General features: G+C 42.4%; 25 protein-coding genes. 6 read left to right on the top strand and 19 right to left on the bottom strand.

The window, feature by feature from the left end; genetic code table 11:
- Window positions 1-2 precede the first annotated feature (2 nt).
- The 11 genes from xseA to DXC23_RS00670 form a co-directional block, all read right to left on the bottom strand.
- The gene (xseA, locus tag DXC23_RS00720) at window positions 3-1,217 is read right to left on the bottom strand and encodes an exodeoxyribonuclease VII large subunit (protein WP_199523028.1); all 1,215 of its coding nucleotides are present in this window, start codon (window positions 1,215-1,217) and stop codon (window positions 3-5) included.
- A gap of 105 nt (window positions 1,218-1,322) precedes the next feature.
- A complete protein-coding gene (locus DXC23_RS00715; RefSeq protein ID WP_117704303.1) occupies window positions 1,323-2,264 on the bottom strand; it encodes a peptidase M22 in 942 nt (313 codons plus the stop codon).
- Complete coding sequence (nusB, locus tag DXC23_RS00710; RefSeq protein ID WP_117704302.1) at window positions 2,264-2,749, bottom strand: transcription antitermination factor NusB; 486 nt, start codon at window positions 2,747-2,749, stop codon at window positions 2,264-2,266. The genes DXC23_RS00715 and nusB overlap by 1 nt, the downstream gene beginning before the upstream one ends.
- A gap of 172 nt (window positions 2,750-2,921) precedes the next feature.
- A complete protein-coding gene (locus DXC23_RS00705) occupies window positions 2,922-3,470 on the bottom strand; it encodes a SpoIIIAH-like family protein (RefSeq protein WP_117704301.1) in 549 nt (182 codons plus the stop codon).
- Between the two features lie 7 nt (window positions 3,471-3,477).
- Window positions 3,478-3,927 (bottom strand): hypothetical protein, encoded by a 450-nt coding sequence (locus DXC23_RS00700; protein WP_117704300.1) that lies wholly within the window; start codon window positions 3,925-3,927, stop codon window positions 3,478-3,480.
- Between the two features lie 11 nt (window positions 3,928-3,938).
- Window positions 3,939-4,412, bottom strand: a complete 474-nt coding sequence (locus DXC23_RS00695; RefSeq protein WP_117704299.1) for a stage III sporulation protein AF — start codon at window positions 4,410-4,412, stop codon at window positions 3,939-3,941.
- Window positions 4,409-5,563, bottom strand: coding sequence for a hypothetical protein (locus tag DXC23_RS00690; protein ID WP_117704298.1), 1,155 nt, complete (start codon window positions 5,561-5,563; stop codon window positions 4,409-4,411). The genes DXC23_RS00695 and DXC23_RS00690 overlap by 4 nt, the downstream gene beginning before the upstream one ends.
- Before the next feature lie 10 nt (window positions 5,564-5,573).
- Window positions 5,574-5,966, bottom strand: a complete 393-nt coding sequence (locus DXC23_RS00685; protein ID WP_117704297.1) for a SpoIIIAC/SpoIIIAD family protein — start codon at window positions 5,964-5,966, stop codon at window positions 5,574-5,576.
- Window positions 5,967-5,971: 5 nt separating this feature from the next.
- Window positions 5,972-6,166 (bottom strand): stage III sporulation protein AC, encoded by a 195-nt coding sequence (gene spoIIIAC, locus DXC23_RS00680; protein ID WP_117704296.1) that lies wholly within the window; start codon window positions 6,164-6,166, stop codon window positions 5,972-5,974.
- Between the two features lie 10 nt (window positions 6,167-6,176).
- On the bottom strand, window positions 6,177-6,674 hold the full coding sequence (locus DXC23_RS00675) for a stage III sporulation protein AB (RefSeq protein WP_158552384.1): 498 nt from the start codon (window positions 6,672-6,674) through the stop codon (window positions 6,177-6,179).
- Entirely contained in the window at window positions 6,664-7,614 is a 951-nt protein-coding gene (locus DXC23_RS00670; RefSeq protein WP_117704294.1) for an ATPase, T2SS/T4P/T4SS family, read from the bottom strand. Before DXC23_RS00670 ends, DXC23_RS00675 begins: the two co-directional genes overlap by 11 nt.
- Before the next feature lie 208 nt (window positions 7,615-7,822).
- On the opposite strand from DXC23_RS00670, the gene DXC23_RS00665 reads away from it, so the two are divergent.
- The 4 genes from DXC23_RS00665 (at window position 7,823) to DXC23_RS00650 (ending at window position 12,575) form a co-directional block, all read left to right on the top strand.
- Window positions 7,823-9,259 carry a dockerin type I domain-containing protein gene (locus tag DXC23_RS00665; RefSeq protein WP_117704293.1) on the top strand — a complete coding sequence of 479 codons (1,437 nt, stop codon included), beginning with the start codon at window positions 7,823-7,825 and terminating at the stop codon, window positions 9,257-9,259.
- A 446-nt stretch (window positions 9,260-9,705) separates the two neighbouring features.
- Window positions 9,706-10,605, top strand: coding sequence for a hypothetical protein (locus tag DXC23_RS00660; protein WP_117704292.1), 900 nt, complete (start codon window positions 9,706-9,708; stop codon window positions 10,603-10,605).
- Window positions 10,602-11,567: an ABC transporter substrate-binding protein gene (locus tag DXC23_RS00655; protein ID WP_117704291.1), complete on the top strand. Its 966-nt coding sequence runs from the start codon at window positions 10,602-10,604 to the stop codon at window positions 11,565-11,567. Before DXC23_RS00660 ends, DXC23_RS00655 begins: the two co-directional genes overlap by 4 nt.
- A gap of 72 nt (window positions 11,568-11,639) precedes the next feature.
- Window positions 11,640-12,575: a hypothetical protein gene (locus DXC23_RS00650; protein ID WP_117704290.1), complete on the top strand. Its 936-nt coding sequence runs from the start codon at window positions 11,640-11,642 to the stop codon at window positions 12,573-12,575.
- A 236-nt stretch (window positions 12,576-12,811) separates the two neighbouring features.
- Here the strand turns inward: DXC23_RS00650 and DXC23_RS00645 are convergent, their stop codons facing one another.
- From DXC23_RS00645 to DXC23_RS00610, 8 genes are all read right to left on the bottom strand, one after another.
- Window positions 12,812-13,102, bottom strand: a complete 291-nt coding sequence (locus DXC23_RS00645) for a hypothetical protein (protein WP_117704289.1) — start codon at window positions 13,100-13,102, stop codon at window positions 12,812-12,814.
- Window positions 13,103-13,160: 58 nt separating this feature from the next.
- Window positions 13,161-15,143, bottom strand: coding sequence for an NAD-dependent DNA ligase LigA (gene ligA / locus DXC23_RS00640; RefSeq protein ID WP_117704288.1), 1,983 nt, complete (start codon window positions 15,141-15,143; stop codon window positions 13,161-13,163).
- An 89-nt stretch (window positions 15,144-15,232) separates the two neighbouring features.
- Complete coding sequence (locus DXC23_RS00635) at window positions 15,233-15,808, bottom strand: hydrolase (protein WP_117704287.1); 576 nt, start codon at window positions 15,806-15,808, stop codon at window positions 15,233-15,235.
- A gap of 76 nt (window positions 15,809-15,884) precedes the next feature.
- Complete coding sequence (locus tag DXC23_RS00630) at window positions 15,885-17,858, bottom strand: bifunctional 4-hydroxy-3-methylbut-2-enyl diphosphate reductase/30S ribosomal protein S1 (protein ID WP_117704286.1); 1,974 nt, start codon at window positions 17,856-17,858, stop codon at window positions 15,885-15,887.
- Window positions 17,855-18,472, bottom strand: a complete 618-nt coding sequence (locus DXC23_RS00625; protein WP_117704285.1) for a lysophospholipid acyltransferase family protein — start codon at window positions 18,470-18,472, stop codon at window positions 17,855-17,857. The genes DXC23_RS00630 and DXC23_RS00625 overlap by 4 nt, the downstream gene beginning before the upstream one ends.
- Window positions 18,472-19,140: a (d)CMP kinase gene (gene cmk / locus DXC23_RS00620; protein ID WP_117704284.1), complete on the bottom strand. Its 669-nt coding sequence runs from the start codon at window positions 19,138-19,140 to the stop codon at window positions 18,472-18,474. Before cmk ends, DXC23_RS00625 begins: the two co-directional genes overlap by 1 nt.
- Before the next feature lie 15 nt (window positions 19,141-19,155).
- Entirely contained in the window at window positions 19,156-20,391 is a 1,236-nt protein-coding gene (locus DXC23_RS00615; RefSeq protein ID WP_117704283.1) for an NAD(P)/FAD-dependent oxidoreductase, read from the bottom strand.
- Window positions 20,381-21,286, bottom strand: a complete 906-nt coding sequence (locus DXC23_RS00610; RefSeq protein WP_117704282.1) for a MurR/RpiR family transcriptional regulator — start codon at window positions 21,284-21,286, stop codon at window positions 20,381-20,383. Before DXC23_RS00610 ends, DXC23_RS00615 begins: the two co-directional genes overlap by 11 nt.
- Before the next feature lie 235 nt (window positions 21,287-21,521).
- On the opposite strand from DXC23_RS00610, the gene hisH reads away from it, so the two are divergent.
- Together hisH and hisF are read left to right on the top strand one after the other, a co-directional pair.
- Window positions 21,522-22,139: an imidazole glycerol phosphate synthase subunit HisH gene (gene hisH, locus DXC23_RS00605; protein WP_117704281.1), complete on the top strand. Its 618-nt coding sequence runs from the start codon at window positions 21,522-21,524 to the stop codon at window positions 22,137-22,139.
- Between the two features lie 12 nt (window positions 22,140-22,151).
- Complete coding sequence (gene hisF, locus DXC23_RS00600) at window positions 22,152-22,907, top strand: imidazole glycerol phosphate synthase subunit HisF (RefSeq protein ID WP_022235493.1); 756 nt, start codon at window positions 22,152-22,154, stop codon at window positions 22,905-22,907.
- Window positions 22,908-22,922 lie beyond the last annotated feature (15 nt).

Raw genomic sequence — 22,922 nt, 5'->3', positions numbered from 1 at the left:
AGTTAATCACCGCATACCTTTGCGTTTATTTTTCCGTCACTCAAAATTACTGTAAACTCATCTCCGCCGCTCAGCTGTTTTGCCGAGGTAATTATTTTTTCGTCCTTTTCGGCTATTGCGTATCCTCTGCCGAGTACATTAAGCGGATTTAGACCGTCAAGTTTGGCTTTTGCGGAAACAAGTTTATTTTCCTTTTGAGAAATATTATCATTCATAAGCCGAGAAATTTTTTCGGCTTTAGCTAAAAGCTGCCTCTCTGTTTGCTCTGCCCTCACCTTTGGCGATGACAAAGACATTCTTCTCTGCTGTTTTTCAAGTTTAAGCTGAGCCGTTTTGAATTTTTGCTCAAGAGTTGCGGCAAGGTACTGCCTTTGCTTTTTGTAGTAAGATATAAGCTCCTGCCTGTCGGGTACGGCAAGCTCTGCCGCCGCCGATGGGGTTGATGCTCGCTTATCTGCCACAAAATCGCAAATTGTAAAATCAGTTTCGTGACCTACTCCAGAAATAACAGGAGTCTTACAGTGATAAACAGCATACGCAAGCTCTTCATCGTTAAATGCCCACAAGTCCTCAGCCGAGCCGCCGCCTCTGCCGATTATTATAACATCGGCAATTTTGCTTTCGCTGAATTTATTTACTGCGTTTACAAGCTGCTTTGGCGCACTATCGCCCTGCACCAAAACGGGAGCAAGTATAATGTCAACGCTCGGAAATCTTCGTCTTAAAATATTGGTAATATCCTGCACCGCCGCACCTGTGGGCGAGGTGATAACTCCGATTGTTTTCGGAAATTTTGGCAACGGCTTTTTGTGCGCAGGGTCAAAAAGACCTTTTTTTTCAAGGCCGGATTTAAGCTGTTCAAACGCAAGTGCAAGCGCACCAACACCGTCAGGCTGCATATCCTCAATGTAGAGCTGATACCTGCCGCTTGGCTCGTAAAGTGAAATTCTGCCTCGGCAAATTATTTTCATTCCGTTTTCGGGACGGAATTTTAGCCGCCTTGCATTGCCTGCAAACATAACAGCGCTGATAACCGAATTGCTGTCCTTCAGCGAGAGGTAAATATGACCGCTGCGCTGATGGACGGTAAGGTTGGAAATTTCACCTGTTACAAGCACAAACTGCAATTTTCCGTCATTTTCGATGAGCGATTTTATATAGAAATTGATTTGTGAAACCGAAAGCACTCTCGGCTTTTGAATTTGCGGTGAATACATTTCCTGACCTCCTGTTAGGTGATATATAAAATTGATACTCTCAAACTGCTTACAGTTTATTTCATATTGCCTGCCACTTGGCATTTCTTTTACGTTGGCAAGCAATTATTGTGTTTCGGTAAATTTTTTATATGCAAGATACGCTATTCCGCCTGCGTTGTCGGAGGAATATTCCGGCTTTGCAAAGGTTGCGCCGAATTTACGGGTAAGCGCATTTTTTATAATAGAGTTTGACATTACTCCGCCTGCAAACACAACAGGCAAACTGCCATACTGCTCAAGCAATTTTTCAGTCATTTTTTCGAGTGTGGACTGAATATAGGCAAGGCAAAAGGCTGCGATTTTCTCTTTGCTTTCGCCGCAATCAAGCATTTTTTTGCACTGATTTTCAAGACCGCTCAGACAGCAATCCGCACCCTTTAAGGTGGGGCGCACTTTGAATTTTTCGGTATTCTCAATTGCGAGCTGTTCAAGCTGAGGGCCGCATGGAAATTTCAGACCGAGCATAAGTCCTACTCGGTCAACCGCCTGTCCTGCGTTTAAATCAAGGGTTTTAGCAACCTCTTGTACGGCAAACGAGCTTGTACTGCCCTTGGCAAGCACTGCCTCTGTTGTGCCGCCGCTTACATGAAAGGCTAAAAATTCCTTGTCAAACAGGTCATCTCTTTCGGCTGAAAACAGCGCTGCGGCAATATGCCCCTCCTGATGTGAAAAGGTCAGGAGAGGCTTTTTTATTACTGACGATATAATTCTCGCCGTATTTTCGCCAACCGTAAAGCATGGCATATACGAGCCGTCAACAGGTCGAGGTCGGGTTGATACTCCGACTGCCGACACTGCCGATAAATCGGTTTCATTTGCGATATTTTCAACAAGTGTGTGCAGCTGCTGAGTGTGGTGAAATACTGCGTCGCTTTGGCGCAAGCCGAGCTGCCCCTGCTTTACGGGCAACAGTTGCTTTCTTTGCAGCATTTGTCTGCTTTCGCTGTTATACACCGCAACTGAGGTGGTGTAATTAGATGTGTCTATACCGAGAAAAAGGCTCATTATTTTTCTCCGTTATCTCTTACATACGAACCCAAAATACCGTTTACAAAGCCGCTTTCGCCGATGGTGTATTTTTTTGCAAGCTCAACAGCCTCGTTAATGGCAACGCTTGCTGGAACATTTTCAAGATACTTAATTTCATAAACGGCAAGCTCAAGGATTGCAAGTGACGGCTTAGAAATTCTTGAAAGCGTCCAACCCTTTTTAAGGTAGCCTGAAATAATCTCGTCAAGCTCGCTCTTTACAGAAATAATGCCCTCAACCTCTGCCTGAGCAACAGGGCTTACTCCGCCCATAAACAGCTCGGAGCTGTCCTGCACCATATTGTCAACGGATGTGTTTGTAAATGAATTTGAAAACAAAAGCATAAACGCCTGCTCACGCTGTTCTGAGCGTGTGAGATTGATTTGTGCAACCTTGTTTTCGGTTTCCTGTGCTGTTTCTTCCTCTGCATTTTGAGCAGTTACATTTATCTCTTCAGACATATTATCCCAACTTTACTATATATTTAGATATTTAGGATAATTATATCACATAAAATTTTGATTGTAAACTATATTAACACCAATGCCGCTAACTTAATAAAGCATAAAATTTCAGTCGCCGAGTTTTTATATCACACAAAACAGAAATCGGTTGACAGCTTTAAATTTAACTTCACGCACCTACAACGGATATTGCGTCGCTTGTTATATCGTAATGCGTTGTTACCGCATCGTATACAGAAAGCACTGTATTTTCATTGAGCTCGTTTTTCGGCACAATTACCGTTACGCCCATATCTGTTATACAGCAAAGGCAGTCGGAAAAGCCCTTTGCCTTTACTATGGTTTCTATTGTATCCTGTGTAGTGAAAAAGCCGATTATTCTCTCCACATTTTTCTGCGCCTCCGTAAGCTCTGAATCTGCGCTTGAATCCGACTCAAGTATTTCTTCGGCATCATCAATCACCTTGTCTTGGGTGTTCTGCCGTTTGGTGCGCTCGGCGGCAAAAAAGTCCTGCTGTTCCTTTGAAAGTGCCATTGTAGCCACTGCCTCGTCTGAGGTTGCCGTTTGTCCTACGGTGGCATTTACATATGAGGCTGCGCCCAGCTCCTTTACGGGCGATGTACTTTTTGCCTGCGAAATCTGATAGTTTATGTAAACCGCTGTGGCAAGTGCAAGTACAAGTGCTGTCATTACAATATGCTTTTTCTGAATTTTCATAATACCTCTACCTTCGTTCTGTTAGTTTTGTAACACATACCTTTGCCGATGAAATATCCAGCGCCCTTGTTACCGCCTGAGTGACCGTTTGTGCAACTACGGGGTCATCTCCGCCCTCGCACACAACAAGCACACCTCGTATAACAGGCTGAATTTCTTTTGTCTTGGTGGTGCTGTCCTCAAGATACACATACTCAACCGAGTTTTCTATGGTGAGCAGCACCTTGGTTTCTCCGCAGCCGCTGATGCTCGAAAGTATTTTTTGCAAATCGCTTTCAATCTCTGTGCTGTAAGTGGTAACGGAAAAACCGCCTGTTTCCTCCTTACCGCCCGTATTGATGCCTGTAAACGAGGAAACGAAAATCAGCGCTATTCCGATTGCGCCGACGGTTATTATAATTTTTCTTATTTTGTCACTTTCAAACAGCTTTTTTATTCCGCTTGATTTTTCGTCCATAGCCTGCACCCTTAAATGAAAGTAATTCTCGGATACGCTCCGAAACTTTTAAAAACGAGCGAGCCGATTTTATCATTCTGATTTTTATAGTCTTTGCTTATATATATGCTGATGTCACCTATAATTATGCTGTCGGTCTGCGCTTTTGCGAGAACTATTTTGCACTCCGATATTTTTATGCCGTTCTGTTCCAGCAAATCGGTTAGGCTCTGCTCAAGATTTTGCTCTGCCTGCTTTATCACAAGGTTTGCGTATGCCTCATCTGAGGTTGAAATTTTATTTTCCTCTTCGGCTATGATATTTGTGTCAATTTTAATTGAAGATATTGCCTTTGTTACGGGAGAAATAAGACAGCAAACCATAAAAGCGCCAATCACAAGGGCAACTGTTTTTTTTGTAGTGCCCTCAGGCACAAAGGCTGAGAGCAGGCTGCATATAAGCGCACCTGCGCATACCGTAACGGTTGCGGAAATCATACCGCTCATACTCCACCGCCTCCCAACAAAAGCACAAGCGCCGTTGAAATTATATAAACCGACATAATGCAAAGCACGATTGCAAGCAAGGTGGAAAGCACCGTACTCACACCCTCAAGCAAATTTTTCACCTGATTTATGCCGAGGGTATCTGCAAACAGCTTTCCTGCCGATAATGTGAATATCCACAACAAGCTATTAAGAATAATGGGCAAAAATACAAATGCAATAGATATAATCACAAAAATTCCAAGTCCCGATTTGAGCAAATTTACACTTCCCTGCACTGTTTTGTAGGCATCGGAAAGCGCCGAGCCGACTATCGGGATAAATGAATTGAGAGTAAAACGCACTGCTCGTGTAGATACATCGTCAACCGAGGCGGTTATCAGCTGCTTAAATGAAAGTACGGCGGTGAATACCGTCATAACAAAGCCGAGTATCCATTTTACCGCCTTTGAAATTACAGAAGAAATGCCCGAAAGCCTTGTTTCGGGGCATACGCTTGCCGTAACCGATACACCCAAAAACATATTTAAAAACGGCACTATCACCTTGGAGCTGAGTTGTCCCACTCCCTCGCCTGCGCCTATCATCATGGCGTAATATGACGCACCGCTTACGGCGTGTCCCGTACTCGACATTATCATAACCATTACGGGCACAAAGGCAAGCATAAAGGCTGATGCTGTTTTTACAACCGCCGACATATCGGCAATAACCCGAATTGCAGGAAGTGCAGCCGTACAGGTAGCACAAAGTACGGCTGCTATGCCAAGTGAGGAGGAAAGTTCACTTGAAAGCGAATTTTTGTAGGAGGATAAAAGCGAGCATATAAGTATGAGTGCCGTAAGCGATATTACAGCCTTGAGCGGGCCTGCGCTGTTTTCACCTGCGAGCTTGACGATTTCGTTTACAACCTCTGTAAATGAAATTTGCGAAATCTGCTGACCGTCTATGCCGTTTATCCCTATATTTTCAAGGCTCTGCTTTACATCGTCCGACAGACTGTTATATAAAGCGGAGGTATCGTAAATGCTGTTAATATCATTTGCTGTACTTTGCGTGGCGCTTTGTGAATCTGCCGCAAAAGCCGTAACCTGTGACAAACACAAAACCACTGCAAGCACCAGAAAAATTACCGCTGCTTTTTTCAACATCAACACTCCTTTAGGAGTTATTTACAAGTGACGCCACAGTATTGAAAATTTCGGTATAAAGAGGGAGTGACGCCGCCATAATCAGTATTTTACCTGCAAGAGTAACATTTGCCGCTATTGCCTGCTGTCCCGATTCTTTGCACACGCTAACGGCAAGCTCTGTTACAATACAGATTCCTATTACCTTGAGCAATATTTTTATATACTCAATATTCATATCCGATGCCGCCGCAATTTGGTTTACGGTCTGCAATATTGTGCCTGCAAAGGAGATAACCGCCATCAGCAAAATTACTCCGCAAGCTACCGAAAGCATAAGTGCGGTTTCTCCGTTGTGCTTTTTTATTGCCACCGCCGAAATTGCCGCCACGACTGCCACTGCGGCTATTGTAATAATATTCATATTCTTTAAAAACCAAACAGCTGCTTTATTGTGTTAAATAGCGTGCTTATCTGAGTAACAATCAGCGTCAGCACCACTATAAGTCCCGCAAGTGTAGTGAGCATTGCCTGCTCCTCTCTGCCGCTGCGTATCAGCACCTGACACAATACGGCAACTATTATGCCGATTGCAGCTATTTTGAAAATAAGTTCAACATCCATAGCTATCCTTTCAGATTACAATAAGTGCGACAGCCGCACCGACAAAAAATCCCATTGTTTTATATAATCGTGACTTTTCGGTTATGTCTTTTTTGCTGTCATCAAGGTGCGCCTTTGCAAGTCCTTTGTAAAGTTCAATGTGCTTTAGCTGTCCCTCAACATCGGTTATACCGAGCTTTTCACCAAACGAACACAAAAGCTGTTTGTCATCGTGCTTTAGTGAATATCCGTCAGAAATTTTTATTACTGCCTTTTTCCACCTCTCAAAAAACGAACCCTCGCTTTTCCGGTAAGAGTCATATACGGCTTTCCCGAACGGATCTTCACTCTTTGAAATAATTACAGAAAGCTCGTCACCGCTGTATCGAATATTAGTGGCGAGTGAGTCGAGAAACACAAGGAAGTCATTTATAAAATCTCTGCGCCTGTATAATCTCTGCGACTTTTTTATGCCGATTAATGTGGTTGCCGTTACAAGCAAGGCACAACCGATTATTTTAATCAACAAACACATCACCGACCTTTATAATCTTGATTACCCTGCCCGCCGCTGTTCTGTTGTCGAGAAAAACAAGTGTTTTAAAGCCGCCGCCTGCAAGGAGCTTTTTGATATTTGCTTTCTTTCTAAGCTCCTCAATGCTTGAGCAATGCAAGGTTGATATAAAGGAAACACCCGAATTTACCGAATACTCCATAGCATCAATATCCCTTTGCGTGCCGATTTCGTCACAAACTATAATATCGGGCGACATACTGCGTATAGCCTGCATAATTCCGCTCGGCTTATCGTAAAGGTCGAAAACATCGCACAAGCCTATGTCATTTTGGAGAATACCCGACGAAGTACCTGCAAGCTCTCCCCTTTCATCTATAAGCGATATTCTTTTGCCGTACTCGGTCGAAAGTATCCTCGCCATATCTCGCAAAAGCGTTGTTTTGCCTGAGCATGGCGCTCCGCAAATAAGCACTCCGCCAAAATCGGGATTAAGTGCGTCTATAATTTTTCGTGAGCACTCCTTATGCTCTCTTGCTATTCTTATATTGATAGATGAAATGTCACGAATGTTTATTATCCTGTCGCCCTCGCAAATTGCCGTTCCGCAAATGCCTGCCCTGTGACCGCCATGCATTGTTACAAAGCCGTTTACTATTTCGCTCTGCTTTGAATACACCGAGTAATTGCAAATGTTGTGAAAAGTATCCGTAAGGTCGCCACGGCTGACTGTGAGCATTGAGCCGTCAAGTATGGCATTTGTAAGTCCGCCCTTTTCGGTAAGAAAATATGTAGTGTCGGGACAAACAATAGCGACAGGTCGGTTTACTCGCAATCGTATCTCCTGAGCTGTGTCGCAAAATTTTGGCATAAGCGGTAAAATTCTCTGATAAATATTCTGACTGAGTGAGCGAATAGCAAGTACAAACCTGCCCTCATTGTTTAGACTTGTCATTTTAATCGTCCTTTCCTTGGCTTTGTTAATATCTATGCAGACAAGCAAGGCAAAAGAACTTAATTTTAATATTTTACAAAATAATTATTGAATTGTTGCTATTTCTATGTTATAATGCTATAAACAACAAATTAGGGAGTGAAAATAATGAAAAAGGCTAATATTATTAAAAAGACATTTGCACTTGCTTTAACGGGAACAATCATTTTTGGGCGCAAGCGCTGTTTCTGCGTCTGCGGTATCTACCCCTGCTGATACACCTTTAAATCAGACAGGAACTATTACATATAACAAGGCTTTTTACGATAAAAATGCCGAGGCTTGTGATGCCATTGCCAACGGCTTGGCAAATCACGCAAGCAGTATAAATATATTTAACTACAAAATTCAAACCGATAATATCGGCAACGCTTACGCTGTGGCTCTAAAGAAAAATCCGCTTTTCTTTTATGTGGACAACAACAACTACTATATGACCACCAAAAAATCCTCCGACGGCATTACCTATATAAATTCCGTTATTCCGATTTACCGCTATGACGAAAGTACAACCGAACAGATGACAGATAAATTTAACGCCGAATGCAAAAAATATCTTGCAAAGCTAAGCAACAATATGACGGATTATCAAAAAGCGCTTACACTTCACGATGAGATTGCGCTTGAATGTGAGTACGGACTCGGAGATGAATTTTCGACAAGGTCATGTGACGCATACGATGCACTTGTAAATAAGGAGTCAACCTGCGAGGGATACACCGCCGCTTATTCATATTTGCTCTCACTTGTGGGCATAGACAGCGACATTGTAAATTCTTCGGCAATGGTTCATGCGTGGAATAAGGTATGTATTGACGGCTCTTACTATAATGTTGACATTACATGGGATGATCCAGTACCCGACAACAACGGTCTTGTAAGCCACACATATTTTCTGCTGAGCGATGACGAAATTGCAATAGCTACAAACAACAGACAGCCGCACTATGACTATGTAAGCTCATACAGTGCCGACAACTCAAAATATGACAAAAGCCTTTTCCACGAATTTAACACTAAAATGTGCATAGATGATGACGGCAGTTACTATGCGATTTCAAATTCATACAACAGCAAATACAAGAAAAGCCTTGTAAAATACAATTTAGAGGCTGACAGTGCAGAGGTTGTTAAAACAATCGGTGATTATTGGAAAGCGAGCGAAACCGGCTATTGGCTTGACGGCTTTGCAGGACTTGATATGAAAGACGGTGTTCTATACTACAACACTCCAAGCAGTGTTTATTATCTCAATACTAAGACAGGCGAAACCGACTCACTCGGCAAAATCAGTTCCGACAAGGAAAGCTACGGAATGAGAGTGATTGACGGCAAAATTTATGTTGCGCTTTCGTCTACACCTAACGAAAAAACCACGCTCACATACTTTGGCGAATGTAAGGACTTTGACGATTTTATGCTCGGCGATGTAACGGGCGACGGTCAGATTGACATTACAGACGCAACCTCTATTCAGAAGTACCTTGTTGAAATGGAAGTTTACACCGAAAATCAGATTAAATGCGCCGACTTTGACAAGGACGGCTACATTACTGTGAATGACATAACAGCAATTCAAACCTATATGGCAGACGGAAATGTATAAAATTAAGTAACGACAAATAAGCATCTTTGCAAATAGCAGGGTGCTTATTTTGTTTTTCGGTTCTTTGTCAATAGTTGGGGTTAAGAACATAGTTATCAAGGCTTCTACTTGAATGGAAGGCTTTTTGGCTTGATAAAATTTGTAATCTTATTTGATTACCCCAACATTTAATATAACACCACTTTTAAAATCTTGCTTTACTACTTTGATATTGCGCAATTTAATTTAAAAATATTTTGAAAAAACTTCCGGTTTGCTATTGCAATTTTAAAAATTATGTGTTACAATCCTAATCGTAATTCCGCAGGACGGAATTTTTTAAAGCAGTCAAGTTAGTTTAAACTAACTATTTGTGACTTCATATCGGGTTTACTGAGTAATTGTACCCGATATATATTTTTAAAATAAGGTTAGTTATAGCTAACTGTTATATCGGAGGAAAACATATGAGGAAGATGAGCAAAATTATAGGCTCCGCTGTGCTGTGCGTTATTTTGACAATTATCCTTTCTTTCAATACATTTGCACTTGAAACGGAAAATTTATCCGAGGGTACATACAGTGTTGACGCAACACTAAGCTGTTATGTAAACGCAATGGGCGGTATTGAATTTGGAGCACCGTTATTAACAGGCTCAACAATTAAGGTTGACACAAACGGCAAAAAAACAATGACTTTGAATTTCACGAAAAGCAGTGTAACAATCTACAATATAACCTGCGATACTTTTATTGACCCGTCACCGACAACAGAGGACAGCAAAGGCGGAATTAAAAACGGAACGATAGGTATTTATGACGATGACGGAAACCTGCAAACCGATTCGATGGAATACACACTGAGTGACGATACGGCTCTCAATTCAAAAAGTGAAGAGGTACACTATGTTACTTCGATTTCTTTTCCGATTGAGAGTGTAAGAGATACATACGAGCTTACCGTTTATGTAAACAGCAATGTTATGGGTGTTCAGTTTGGTACAGGCGGAAGTGACGGATACCCTGCCACACTAACAGTTGACAGAAACAGTCTGAAAGCGGAAAGCGCAGGCACTGAGCAGACTGAGCAATACGAAACACTGCCAAAGGAAACAAAAGCGGTGCAGGCAACCACAGAGGTGGTTGTCGAGTACAAAAAGAGTGATACGGTTGTGGAAAAAAACGGCTTGAACATTCACTATGCAAACGGTGAGAACGAGAGCGCAGACAAAACAAGCGAAAGCTACACAGCTTACCTTAATATGCCGTTGCTTTGGCTAATGACTGCCATAGCCGCAGTTATTATAATTGCAGGAATTATACTTATAATCAGCAGTAAATTCAAAAGAAAGCGTGATAATAAATGATAAAAAAGATTATATCGGTTGTATTATCGGCAATAATTACAGCAGGTTTTTGCGGTTGTGCCTCAAGCGGTGTGGCAGAAAACAGCGGCTCTGCAAGCAATCAGAAAATTACCCCTACTTCTGTTGCAATATGCCAAATTCTTGACAAACTTGAGTACGATAATGTAGTGGCGGTTCCCGAAACAGCTACGGAGAATATGCCCGAAAGATATAAAGATCTGCCCACGATTGGCTCGCCTATGACACCCGATTACGAAAAAATCAAATCGGTATCGCCCGATATGGTGCTTTCGCCAAAGTCGCTCGAAAGCTCGCTTTCTCAGAATTATACCTCGGCAGGACTCAGCTCGGCTTTTCTTGACCTAAGCAGTGTGCAGGGAATGTACGACGCAATAAATTCACTGGGCGAATTGCTCGACAGAAAACCGCAGGCTGAAAAACTTATAGATGACTACAACAGCTATATGGCTGAGTACAAGACAGACAGTGCAGAAAAAAGCGTTTTGATTTTGATGGCTTTCCCAGACGGCTTTTATCTTGTGGCAACAGAAAATTCCTATGTGGGCAACCTTGTGGAGCTTGCAGGCGGAAAGAATGTTTACAGAAAGGACACAAGCGGAGATGAGAACGGCTTTGTTTCAATAAACCCCGAAGATATAGTGCAGAGAAAGCCCGATATTATAATGGTGTTTGCTCATTATAACGAGGAAAGTGCTTTTAAATATATGAAAGAGGAATTTAAGTCAAATTCTGCATGGCAGTATTACGATGCCATAAAGAATGACAATATCGTTTATCTCCCCTCAAAGTATTTCGGTATGAGCGCAACGCTTGATCGGAAAGAGTTACTTGATTACCTAAACTGTCCATTACAGCACATACACAACAGACGGAAACTACACTCCCCTAAACGGAGCAAATGTACCTATAAAGCTTATTGCGGAATAATAAATTTGCAGTAACATTACTGTCAGTACAGTGATATTACATAAATATTTTATGGCACTGAAAGTGCAGAAAGGAGTGCATTAATAATGCATAATACAAAATTCAGAACGGGAAAAATTGCCGCTGTATGCACAGCCGCTGTTATGATGGCATCTTCACTTGGAATAAGTGCATTTGCCGCAGAAACTCAGACACTTGAGGCAGGAAAATACACTGTTAATTCAGACCTTTCTTGCTATGTAACAGCAATGGACGGTGTTGAATTTGGTAAGCCTCTCCTCACAAAGACAGAGGTAACAGTAAACGAGGACGGCACAGCAAAGTTTGACCTTAGCTTTACAAAGAGCAGTGTTACAATTTACAGCGTTACTTGCGATACTTTTGTAGACGCATCGGCTGACGGAGCAGTTCTTAATTACAAAGACGGTTCAGAGTGGAAAGCAGTTGACAGCTACAAATTAAGCACAGACACAGCGCTCAATTCAAAGAATGAGAGTGTTAATTATGTAGAGTCAATCTCATTTACAGTATCTTCTATTGCCGATACATACAACCTTGGTATGTATGTAAACAGTAATGTTATGGGCGTACAGTTTGGCGGCAGTGACAGCGCAAAATATGCCGCAACTCTCACTGTTGATTGGAGCAGTGCCGCAAAAATTAAAACAGCCGACAAAACATCTTCACAGAGTGCAACTGTAAAGTACAATGTTGAGGAGGGCTACGAGGTTAGCATTCCTGCCGAGATTACAGTTGACACAGATACAAAGACCGCTAACTACTCAGTACAGGCTAAAAAGTTTGTATTGCCTGAGAACGCATATGTTACATTAACAGCCAACGAGAACGGCTCACTTTCAAACGGAAAGGACAGCCTTGCTTTTACAAATGAACTCGCAGCAGGCAACCTTACAAAAACAGGCGACAACCTCAACGGTAAGGTAACAGTAACAGGCGAGCCTGCATCTGCCGGTGAATACACAGGTACAGTAGACTTTACAATCAACTACTTTGCTAAATAATTAAACAGCTAAATCGGCAAACAGAAAAATAAAAATCCATCGGGAAATTTCACCCGATGGATTTTTTGCTTTGGTTTGGTTTTGTAAAGCGGGAAAGTTTTGAAGGGTTGATTTGCTGTTCTGCAAATAATTTAGCAGACTGAAAATTTATGAATATTATGCTGTTTTCTGTATTTGTCGGTGCGACAAATTTGAATTTTTATTCTCCAACATATTGCGATTATAATTATTTTTATTCAGTAGTTAAAACGAATTTCAACACATCCATTTTCATCAACTAATGCAAGCGCTTGGTAAATATCACCGCTTTTTTTGTGCAAAACTCTTATGTTAGGATATGAATAAATTGACTTTTTACAAAACAAAAGCATATAGTAGCTTTCATCGTTGTTCAAAGAGATCTTATCAAATGATTTAATAAGATTACCAGAATCACACTCTTTATTAATGATTTTTCTTATTTGAGCAGAACAAGGAGCTTTCATTGCTTTGTTAATAGCCGCTGAAACGGACAAATAATCACTCATATGGTATTTCGCCTCCAAAAAGAAATCACAAGAATAATGCAACCCCATTTCACACACTTTATTCCGAAAGCATATTTAATAATTCTTCTTCAGAGATAACGGTGATGCCGAGCTGTTGCGCTTTTGTCAGCTTACTGCCTGCGTCTTCGCCTGCAAGCACATAATCGGTCTTTTTAGAAACAGATGAGCTCGTTTTTCCGCCGTTCTGTTCAATCAGCTTGCCTGCCTCACTGCGTTTCATAGTCGGCAATGTGCCTGTTAATACAAAGGTTTTGCCCTCGAAAATTCCGCCTTTCTTTTTCTGCTCGGACGGTTTCATTTCAAGACCAAGTTCTTTAAGCTCGGCTATAAGATTTTTTGTGCTTTCGGCTGAAAAATAGTTTACCACGCTGTCAGCCATAATTGCACCAAAGCCCTCGATAGCGGAAATATCCTCTTTCTTTGCGCTCATAAGGTCATCTATGCCTGCAAAGTTTTCGCACAAAATTTTGGCGGCTTTCAGTCCGATATTCCTTATGCCAAGGGCAAAAACAAGGCGGTAAAGCTCGTTATGCTTTGACTTTTCGATTGAATTAATAAGATTTTGTGCTGACTTTTCAGCTTTGCGGTCGAGTGCGGTAATGCTCTCAACGGTTAATCTGTAAAGGTCGGCAGGAGATTTTATAAGTCCCTCATTCACAAGCTGTTCGAGTACGGCAGGGCCGAGTCCGTCTATATCCATAGCATCTCTGCCCACAAAATGGATAAGGTGGCGCATAAGCTGAGCAGGACAATCGGTATTGGTACAGCGAATTGCCGCCTCGTTTTCGTCACGCACAACGGGTGTGTGGCAGGACGGGCAAAGTTTCGGGAACTCAAACGGCACTGCGTTTTCGCCATGCTCCTTTACAGAAAGCACCTCGGGTATAATCTCGCCTGCTTTACGGATAATTACCGTATCGCCAACGCAAATGCCCTTTTCTTCGATAAAATCTTTATTGTGCAGGGTTGCTCGGCTTACGGTAGTACCTGCAAGAAATACAGGCTCAAAAATTCCGACAGGAGTGAGCACACCTGTTCTGCCGACATTTATTTCAACCTCAAGCAGCTTTGTCGCCTTTTCCTCGGGCGGATACTTGTAAGCCTCTGCCCACTTAGGATACTTTGCGGTACTGCCCAATAATTCTCTTGCAGCAAAGTTATCCACCTTAACAACTGCGCCGTCAATCGCATAGTCCAATGTGCCACGCATATTGCCGATTCGCTCTATCTCCTCTATCGCCTCTTGCATATCGTCAAAAATATTGTAAAAAGCGGTAGGAAAACCAAGCTCTGTGAGGTAATCAAGACCTTGGTGGTGGCTTGTAATCTCTGCGCCCTCAATCTGCTGAATATTAAACACAAAAATATCGAGCTTGCGCTTTGCGGTAATCTTTGAATTTTTTTGTCTTAATGAGCCTGCTGCGGCATTTCGTGGATTTTTAAAAGGCTTTTCCTCGTTATCTTCCTGCTCCTTAACAAGCTCGTTAAAGCTGTCAAATGACATATAAACCTCGCCACGAACCTCTAAAAATTCAGGTGCATTTTCAATCTTTTTCGGGAGTGAGCGAATGGTCATAAGATTGTCGGTAACATCTTCGCCAACATTTCCGTCACCTCGTGTAGAGCCACGCACAAACACGCCGTTGCGGTACTCGCAGGATACAGAAAGTCCGTCAAATTTCGGCTCAACAACATATTTTACATTTGGCACAACCTCACGCACTCGTTTGTCAAAATCAAGCAGTTCGCCATGTGAAAAGCTGTCGTGCAGGCTTTCCATAGGTACGGTATGAGTTACGGGAGAAAACTTTGTTCCTCGCTCACCGCCTACCCTATTTGTGGGCGAAAGAGGCGACTTGAGGGTAGGAAACTCGTTTTCAAGGTTTTCAAGCTCACGCAAAAGCATATCGTACTCATAGTCTGAAATTTCGGGGTTATCGAGATTATAGTAGCGATTGTTGTGGTATTCAAGTGTTTTGGTAAGCTCTTTTATTCTTTGTTCTGCAAGGATAATATCCATATAATCTGTCCTTAATTTATCTTTTATCAATTAAATTGATTTGTAAGCATAATTAAATATAGTATTTTGCTTATAAAGTAAAATAAAAATTACTTATTTACTGCCGATGTTCCCTTTTCTTTCAAATATGTTGATTCAAGGTCGGCAAGGTGGAGCTTTACGGCAAGCGGATAACGCTCGTAGGCAAGTGAGATTGAATTGCTGTTTTTGTCGCCAAATTCTCCCATATGCCAACGGATTGCCATTGCCTCATCAATTTTTAGATGCATTTTGCGTTCAATCAAAAATACTGACTTTTCGCCATGACCGTACGGAAATTGATCGTCTATTGCATAATAAGGTACTTTTTCCCACGCACCTGTCTGCTCGTTCTTAACATTTCTTGAGGATACCTTGTAAAACTGAGCCTTGCACAAATCGTGCAAAAGTCCGCAAATGGCAAAGCTCTCGATATTGTCGGTTTCCTCGTCATAGTGTTTTTCCATCATGGTATTGAACACGCTTACCGAGTGCATTACAAGTCCGCCCTCGCAGGCACAATGATATTTTGTACTTGCAGGCGCAGTAAAAAAGTCTGTGCGCTTGAGCCATTCAAGCAGTTCATCCGCACCGTTTCGTGTTATGTACTTTGTATAAATTTCAATAAATTCTTCTTTTGGAGTCATTTTTCATCGCTCCTTTGCGGTTATTTTATAGAACAAAAGGGCATCCCTTTAATGGAATGCCCTGTTTAGTAACAAATTATTCAGCAACCTCTTCAGCAGCCTCAGCAGGAGCCTGCTCGTCCTCAGGAAGGAGTGCACGCATTGAAAGGCTTACACGCTTCTTGTCGAAGTCAATAGCAGTAATCTTAGCTTCTACTGTTTCGCCAACTGAAAGTACATCAGCGGGCTTTTCTATTCTCTTGTTAGCAATCTGAGAAATGTGGATAAGACCATCAATACCGGGAATGATGTTTGCAAAAGCACCGAATGATGTAAGACCAACGATTGTAGCCTTAACAACTGTGCCCTCAGGATACTGATTCTTGAGGATTTCCCATGGATTTTCGTCAGCGTTCTTAAAGCCGAGAGAAATCTTCTTTGTTTCCTCGTTGATGTCCTTTACATAAACCTCAACAGTATCACCTACATTAACAACCTCGCTTGGGTGCTTGATGTGTGTCCAAGAAAGCTCAGAAATGTGGATCATACCAAATACGCCGCCAAGGTCAACAAATGCGCCGTAGCTTGTAAGTGACTTAACAACGCCTGTGTAGCGCTTGCCGATTTCGCAGTTCTTCCAGAACTCCTCACGCTGAGCAGCTCTCTGCTCCTTAAGTACGCTTCTGATTGAGCCGATAGCTCTCTTTCTTCTGCCACGCTGTGAAACCTCAATAAGTCTGAACTGAACTTCCTTACCTACGAGATCCTCAAGGCTCTCTTCACGAGTAGCTGTTGCCTGTGATGCAGGGATAAATACTCTTACGTCGTTGTAAATAACGATTACGCCGCCCTTAACAGCCTCTGTAACCTTACCTGTAAGAATTTCCTGTGAGTCAACCTTAGACTCAAGAATTTCCCAGCCCTTAGCTGCGTCTACTCTGCGCTTAGAAAGCATAATTGTGCCTTCCTGATCGTTTGTCTTCATAATAAGAAGTTCGATCTCATCGCCAACCTTTACGATATCCTCCGGCTTAGCGTTAGGATCGTTAGAAAGCTCGTTTGCAGGAATAAAACCTGTCTGCTTTCTGCCGACATCAACCTGAACCTCGTTAGGCGCAATGCTGAGCACTGTACCCATTACCCTCTCATTTGTATTTAAGTTTTTGAGGGATTCCTCAAGCAATGCCTCAAAAGATTCTTCACCATTTGTTACACCGGATTTAATTTCACTCATTGTATCCAGTACCTCCTTTATTATCCTTGCCGGAGTAGATGCACCGGCAGTAACGCCAATTTTTTCAGCAACGCTGACTTGATTTGCATTTAGCTCGTCCGCTGTTTCAATAAGAACTGTATTATCGCACTGTCTTTTACAAATATCAAAGAGCTTGCCCGTATTTGAGCTGTGCCTGTCGCCTATTACTACCATAAAGTCGGACTGAGCCGCAAGCAAGTCTGCTTCGGTCTGTCTAACTGACGTTGCATTACATATTGTATCAAATATTTTTGCATTTGTACATAGTTTTTTAATCTTTTTTACACACTTTTTCCATTCTTTTGTATCAAAAGTGGTTTGTGCGACAACAAAAACCTGTTTATTATTCGTTTTTAGAATATTACTATAAATTTCGTCAATTTCTTCGCTGTTCTTAAAGGTGTGGCACTCGGTACTGCAATGACCGATAATGCCCTCCACCTCAGGGTGAACGCTGTTGCCTGCAATTAAAACTATGCCGTCCTTGTTGTCGGGATTTGCAACTATGTTGTGAATCTTCTTGACAAAAGGACATGTTGCATCTTCATATTTTACACCATTTTCAACTAATTTGTCAATAACATATTTTGGAACTCCGTGTGAGCGAATAACAAGCGTAGCGCCGTTTTCTACCTCGTCAATACTGCTCACCGCCTTACAGCCTCGGCTTTCAAGCTCATTTACTACCTCCATATTATGAATGATAGGCCCGAGAGTGGAAACCTTGACATTTTTGTCAAGCAGATTGTTGACTATATTTATTGCTCTGTTCACTCCAAAGCAAAAGCCGGCAGATTTTGCAACGGTTATACTCATTTTCTGTCTTGCTCCCTCATCTTCTTGATTTCGTCCATAATCATATTTGTAGCATTTTTAAGCTGTCGTCTGTCGCCGTCGGGAGTAAGTCCGAGCTGTTCGGGTGTGAGCGGCTCACCAAAATGAATTACTCTCTTTGCAAAGCGGTGCTTCGGGTTACCCGTAATTGTGATGCACGCAGGAATAACAGGCACCTGCATTTGTTGAGCAACAAGTGCGCAGCCGCTTCTCGGACGCATAAATTCGCCTGTCTTTGTTCTGCCTCCCTCAATAAAGATAGTCATTACATTGCCCTCTTTTATGAGGTCTTCACCTGTTTTTATAGCTTTGCCGTCACCTGCGCCACGCTCAACGGGAAACGCACCGAGCGCACGGATCAATCCTCCAAAAAACTTGTTTTTAAAAAGTTCCTGTTTTGCCATAAAGAAAAGTCTGCGTCTTTGACCGAGTCCCAGAAGTACGGGATCGGAAAACGACATATGGTTGCTTGCAATTATATATGCTCCCTCTTGCGGAATAGAGTTGTTATTTATAAATTTATATCTGTAAAACGCTTTCATAATCGGACGGCAAACTGCCTGACCCACTCTGTAAAGCACCTTTGACTGTCCCATCAAACATTCTCCTTTATAACGGAAATAATTTTTTCTACCGACTGCTCAAAGTCAAGCTCGGTTGTATCTACAAACACACAACCCTCGGCAGGCTTGAGCGGTGCTGTTTTGCGGTGAGAATCGTTGTAATCCCGCTCGTTTACATCTTTGAGAACATCGTCATAGCTGACATTCATTCCTTTTTCCAAAAGCTCCTTGTATCTTCTTTGCGCTCTCGCCTCGGGAGAAGCGGTAAGAAAAATTTTCACCTTGGCATCGGGCAGTACAACAGTGCCTATATCTCTGCCGTCCATAATCACATTGTTTTTCTTTGCCATATCTCTCTGCAAATCAAGCAGGTATGCTCTTACTTCGGGAATTGCTGAAATTTTTGAGGCTGTCATTGACGCCTCGGGTGTTCTGATAAGTGAAGAAACATCTTCGCCGTCAAGCAATACAATTTGCTCTGAATTATCGTTAAAAGCAAGCTCAACCTTAATTTCTTTAAGCATATCGCTCACTTCTTTTGACTCAACAGGCTCAATATTTCTTCTCATTGCGCTAAGCCCGATTGTGCGGTAAAGTGCGCCTGTATCAACATATATATAGTCAAGAGCCTTTGCAACTCTTTTTGCTATTGTGGATTTTCCTGCGCCGGCAGGGCCGTCAAGTGCTATTGCAACAGACATTTTATTCTTCCTTTCTTAATAAGCAGAGCTTTCACCTGCAAGGTTACCTGTACTCCACGCTATCTGTAAATTGAAACCGCCTGTATAGGCATCGCAATCTATTACCTCGCCTGCAAAGAAAAGTCCCTTTACAAGTCGGCTTTCCATAGTTTTGGGATTGATTTCAGAGGTTTTCACTCCGCCCGAGGTAATAATTGCCTCTTCAATCGGGCGAAATCCGCTTATTTCTACCGTAAATGCCTTTAAAAGCTCGCAAAGTCGTCTGCGCTCCTCTTTGGTAATTGAGTTGCACTTTTTATCAAAGGGTACTCCCCACCTTTTGAGAACAGGCACAACGAGCTTTTTTGGCAACAGCTTTGTAAATGAATTTGAAACATCTTTGTTGTGGTTTTCGTCAAAATCACGCTGAAGTCGCTTTTCAAGCTGTTCGTGGGTAAGCGCCGGCTTTATGTCGATTACGGCATTGTATCTGCCGTCTGAAATATCACGAATATGTGAGCTTGCCGAAAGTATCATAGGGCCGCTCATTCCGAAATGTGTAAAAAGCATTTCTCCGAAATCATCGTAAACAGTCTTTCCGCTTTGTGTGTCAACAATTTTAAGTCCTGCATTTTTAAGCGAAAGACCCTGCATTGATTTGCAGTCAAGGTTTTTGCTCTCGAGCGGTACAAGCGACGGCTTTAACGGTACAATGGTGTGACCTGCCTGCTTTGCGAGGATGTATCCGTCACCTGTTGAGCCTGTAAGCGGATAGCTTTTGCCGCCACAACAGATAATAACGCTGTCGGCATAGTAGGTTTTGTTTTTGCATTTTACGCCCACTGCCTCGCCGTTTTCAAGCAAAAGCTCCTCGGCGGTATCCTCGGCAATTTTACAGCCGCAGTTTTTTACATAGTTATACAATGTATCGACCACATCCACCGCTTTGTCGGATTGTGGGAAAACTCTGTTGCCACGCTCGGTTTTAAGAGGAAGTCCGAGTCCCTCAAAGAACGCAACAGTGTCTTCGGGAGTTAATTTGTTGATTGCCGAATAAAGAAATTTTCCGTTTGTAGGAACATTTCTTATAAAAGTTTCGACATCGCAGTTATTACAGACATTGCACCTGCCCTTGCCTGTAATCATAATTTTTCTGCCGACACGCTTGTTTTTTTCTATTAATGTTACGCTTGCGCCGTACATTGCCGCTGCCGATGCAGCCATAAGACCCGCCGCACCTGCGCCGACAACAACTACCTTTTTACTTTCCATTCTTCTTTCCCGCTTCCGTCTTTTCTTCCTCGTTCTTCTCGCCGCTTGCGTAAACTCCCTCTCTGTTCCATACGGTTTCAAGTCTGCGGAAGTTTTCGGATACCTCGTCCTTCTTTTTAAGAACAGTCGCAACAATAAGTGCGTTTATAAGGCTTAAAGGCGCTACAAGGGAATCGACTATTGACGCCATATCACTTCGTGCAATAAGCACAGAGTCGGCTGATTTTACAAGAGGCGACACCATACTGTCGGTAATTGCAATAGCGTGCGCACCCTGCGAACGGGCATAGTTCATAGCGTCAACCGCCATTGTGCTGTATCGTGGAAAAGAAATTCCGATCATAACATCCTTGTCGGTCATTCTGAAAATTCTTTCGTATGTGGTTGTGTGGCTTGTTGAGTCAATAACTCTGACATTATCAAAAATAAGCTCAAAATAATAGCCTAAAAAGCTTGCGATTGCAGCGGTGGAGCGAACACCGAAAATATAAATTCTGTCGGCATTGCAGATTTTGTCTACCGCTCTTTCAAAATCCTCGTGCGAGGTTTCCTCAATGGTTCTGCGGATTTTATCAATATCCTGATTCAGCACGCTGTTTAAAACATCGTCATTGCCGATTCTGCTTGAAGTAACCTCAATTCTCTGAACAGAGGTGAGCTTGTCCCTTATCATCTCCTGCATTGCCTTTTGGAGCTTTGGGTAGCCGTCATAGCCAAGCTCGGTGGCAAACCTTACCACTGTACTTTCGGATACGCCAACGGTTTCGCCGAGCTTGGAGGCAGTCATAAATGCCGCCTTATCGTAATGCTCTTCTATATAAAGTGCAATTCGCTTTTGTCCTTTTGAAAGCGAGTGCATACTCAAATCTATTCTTGTCAATAAATGGGTGATCATCAAATAACCTTCTTTTAAAAATTGTGAGCGACCTGCAAATGCAGGATTTAACCGATATACATACATATTTAATTTTATCACACAAATTATTTTAATTCAACCGAAAAAGTATCCAATTTTCTTGCACTATTTTAACATTTTTTAAAATTATGAATTACAGCTCTGTTTTTCTTGCAAAAATCGTGTAAATATGCTAATATACTACTATGTTAAAATGTAATTGGGAGGACAGAATATGATTGCTATAATTGACTACGGTGCAGGCAATATTCAGAGTGTAAACAAGGCTTTGAAATACATTGGCTGCGACTGCGTTGTTACAAGAGATAAAGATATGATTTTAAAGGCAGACGGTGCGGTTTTGCCGGGTGTAGGTTCGTTTGGCGACACAATGGATACAATGGAAAGCTACGGCATTAAGGACACCGTACTTGATTTTATAAAGACTAAAAAGCAATTTTTGGGCATTTGCCTCGGCTTACAGCTGCTTTTCCCCGAAAGCGAGGAAAGCCCGAATAAAAAAGGACTGTCGGTTTTTGACGGCAGTATTACAAAAATCCCCGCCGATACAGGCTTAAAAATTCCGCATATTGGTTGGAACAGCCTTGACATTGTAAAGAAAGACGGCATTTTCAAGGGAATTGATGACAATGCCTATGTATATTTTGTTCACTCATACTTTTTAACTGCAAAAAATCCTGAAATTGTAGCCGCAAGGACAAACTACGGTGTTTCTATTGACGCCGCCATTGAATGGGAAAATGTTTCGGCTACTCAGTTCCACCCCGAAAAGAGCGGCGAGGTCGGTCTTAAAATTCTTAAAAACTTTGCCGATATGGTAAACGGAAAGTAAGGAGAGAAGAATATGTATGCTAAAAGAATTATTCCCTGCCTTGATGTAAAGAACGGCAGAGTTGTAAAGGGTATGAGCTTTGTTAATCTTGTAGACGCAGGCGACCCTGTGGAATGTGCAAAGCAGTACGATAAAGAGGGCGCAGACGAGCTTGTATTTCTCGACATTACAGCTTCAAGCGACTCAAGAAATATTACCATTGATATGGTAGAAAAAGTAGCAAATTCAATTTTCATTCCGTTTACTGTCGGTGGCGGCATTAGAAGTGTGGATGACTTCAACCTGCTTTTGCGAGCAGGCGCAGACAAGGTTTCGGTTAATTCCGCCGCTGTTCATCGCCCTGAGCTAATCAGCGAGGCGGCGTATAAATTCGGCAGTCAGTGTGTGGTTGCCGCTATTGACGCTAAGCGTAAGGAAAACGGCTGGGAAGTTTATGTAAACGGCGGCAGAACACCTGTCGGTCTTGACGCAGTTGAGTGGGCAGTAAAATGCGAACAGCTCGGCGCAGGTGAAATCCTGCTTACAAGTATGGACGAGGACGGTCAGAAAAAAGGTTACGATATTGCGCTTACAAGGGCGATTTCTGAAAAGGTGTCTATCCCTGTAATTGCAAGCGGCGGTGCAGGTGCGCTTGAGCATTTCTACGACGCATTCACCGAGGGCAAAGCAGACGCAGTGCTTGCCGCCTCTCTCTTCCACTTTGGAGAAATTCCGATTCCGACCCTAAAAAAATATCTTAACGAAAAAAATATTCCTGTCAGACTTTAAACTCGAAGCATACAG

It is taken from the genome of Eubacterium sp. OM08-24 (assembly GCF_003438075.1).
Lineage (GTDB): Bacteria > Bacillota > Clostridia > Oscillospirales > Acutalibacteraceae > Ruminococcoides.
The sequence above is the reverse complement of the archived record's forward strand: the minus strand, read 5'-3'. Positions and strand labels throughout refer to the sequence as shown.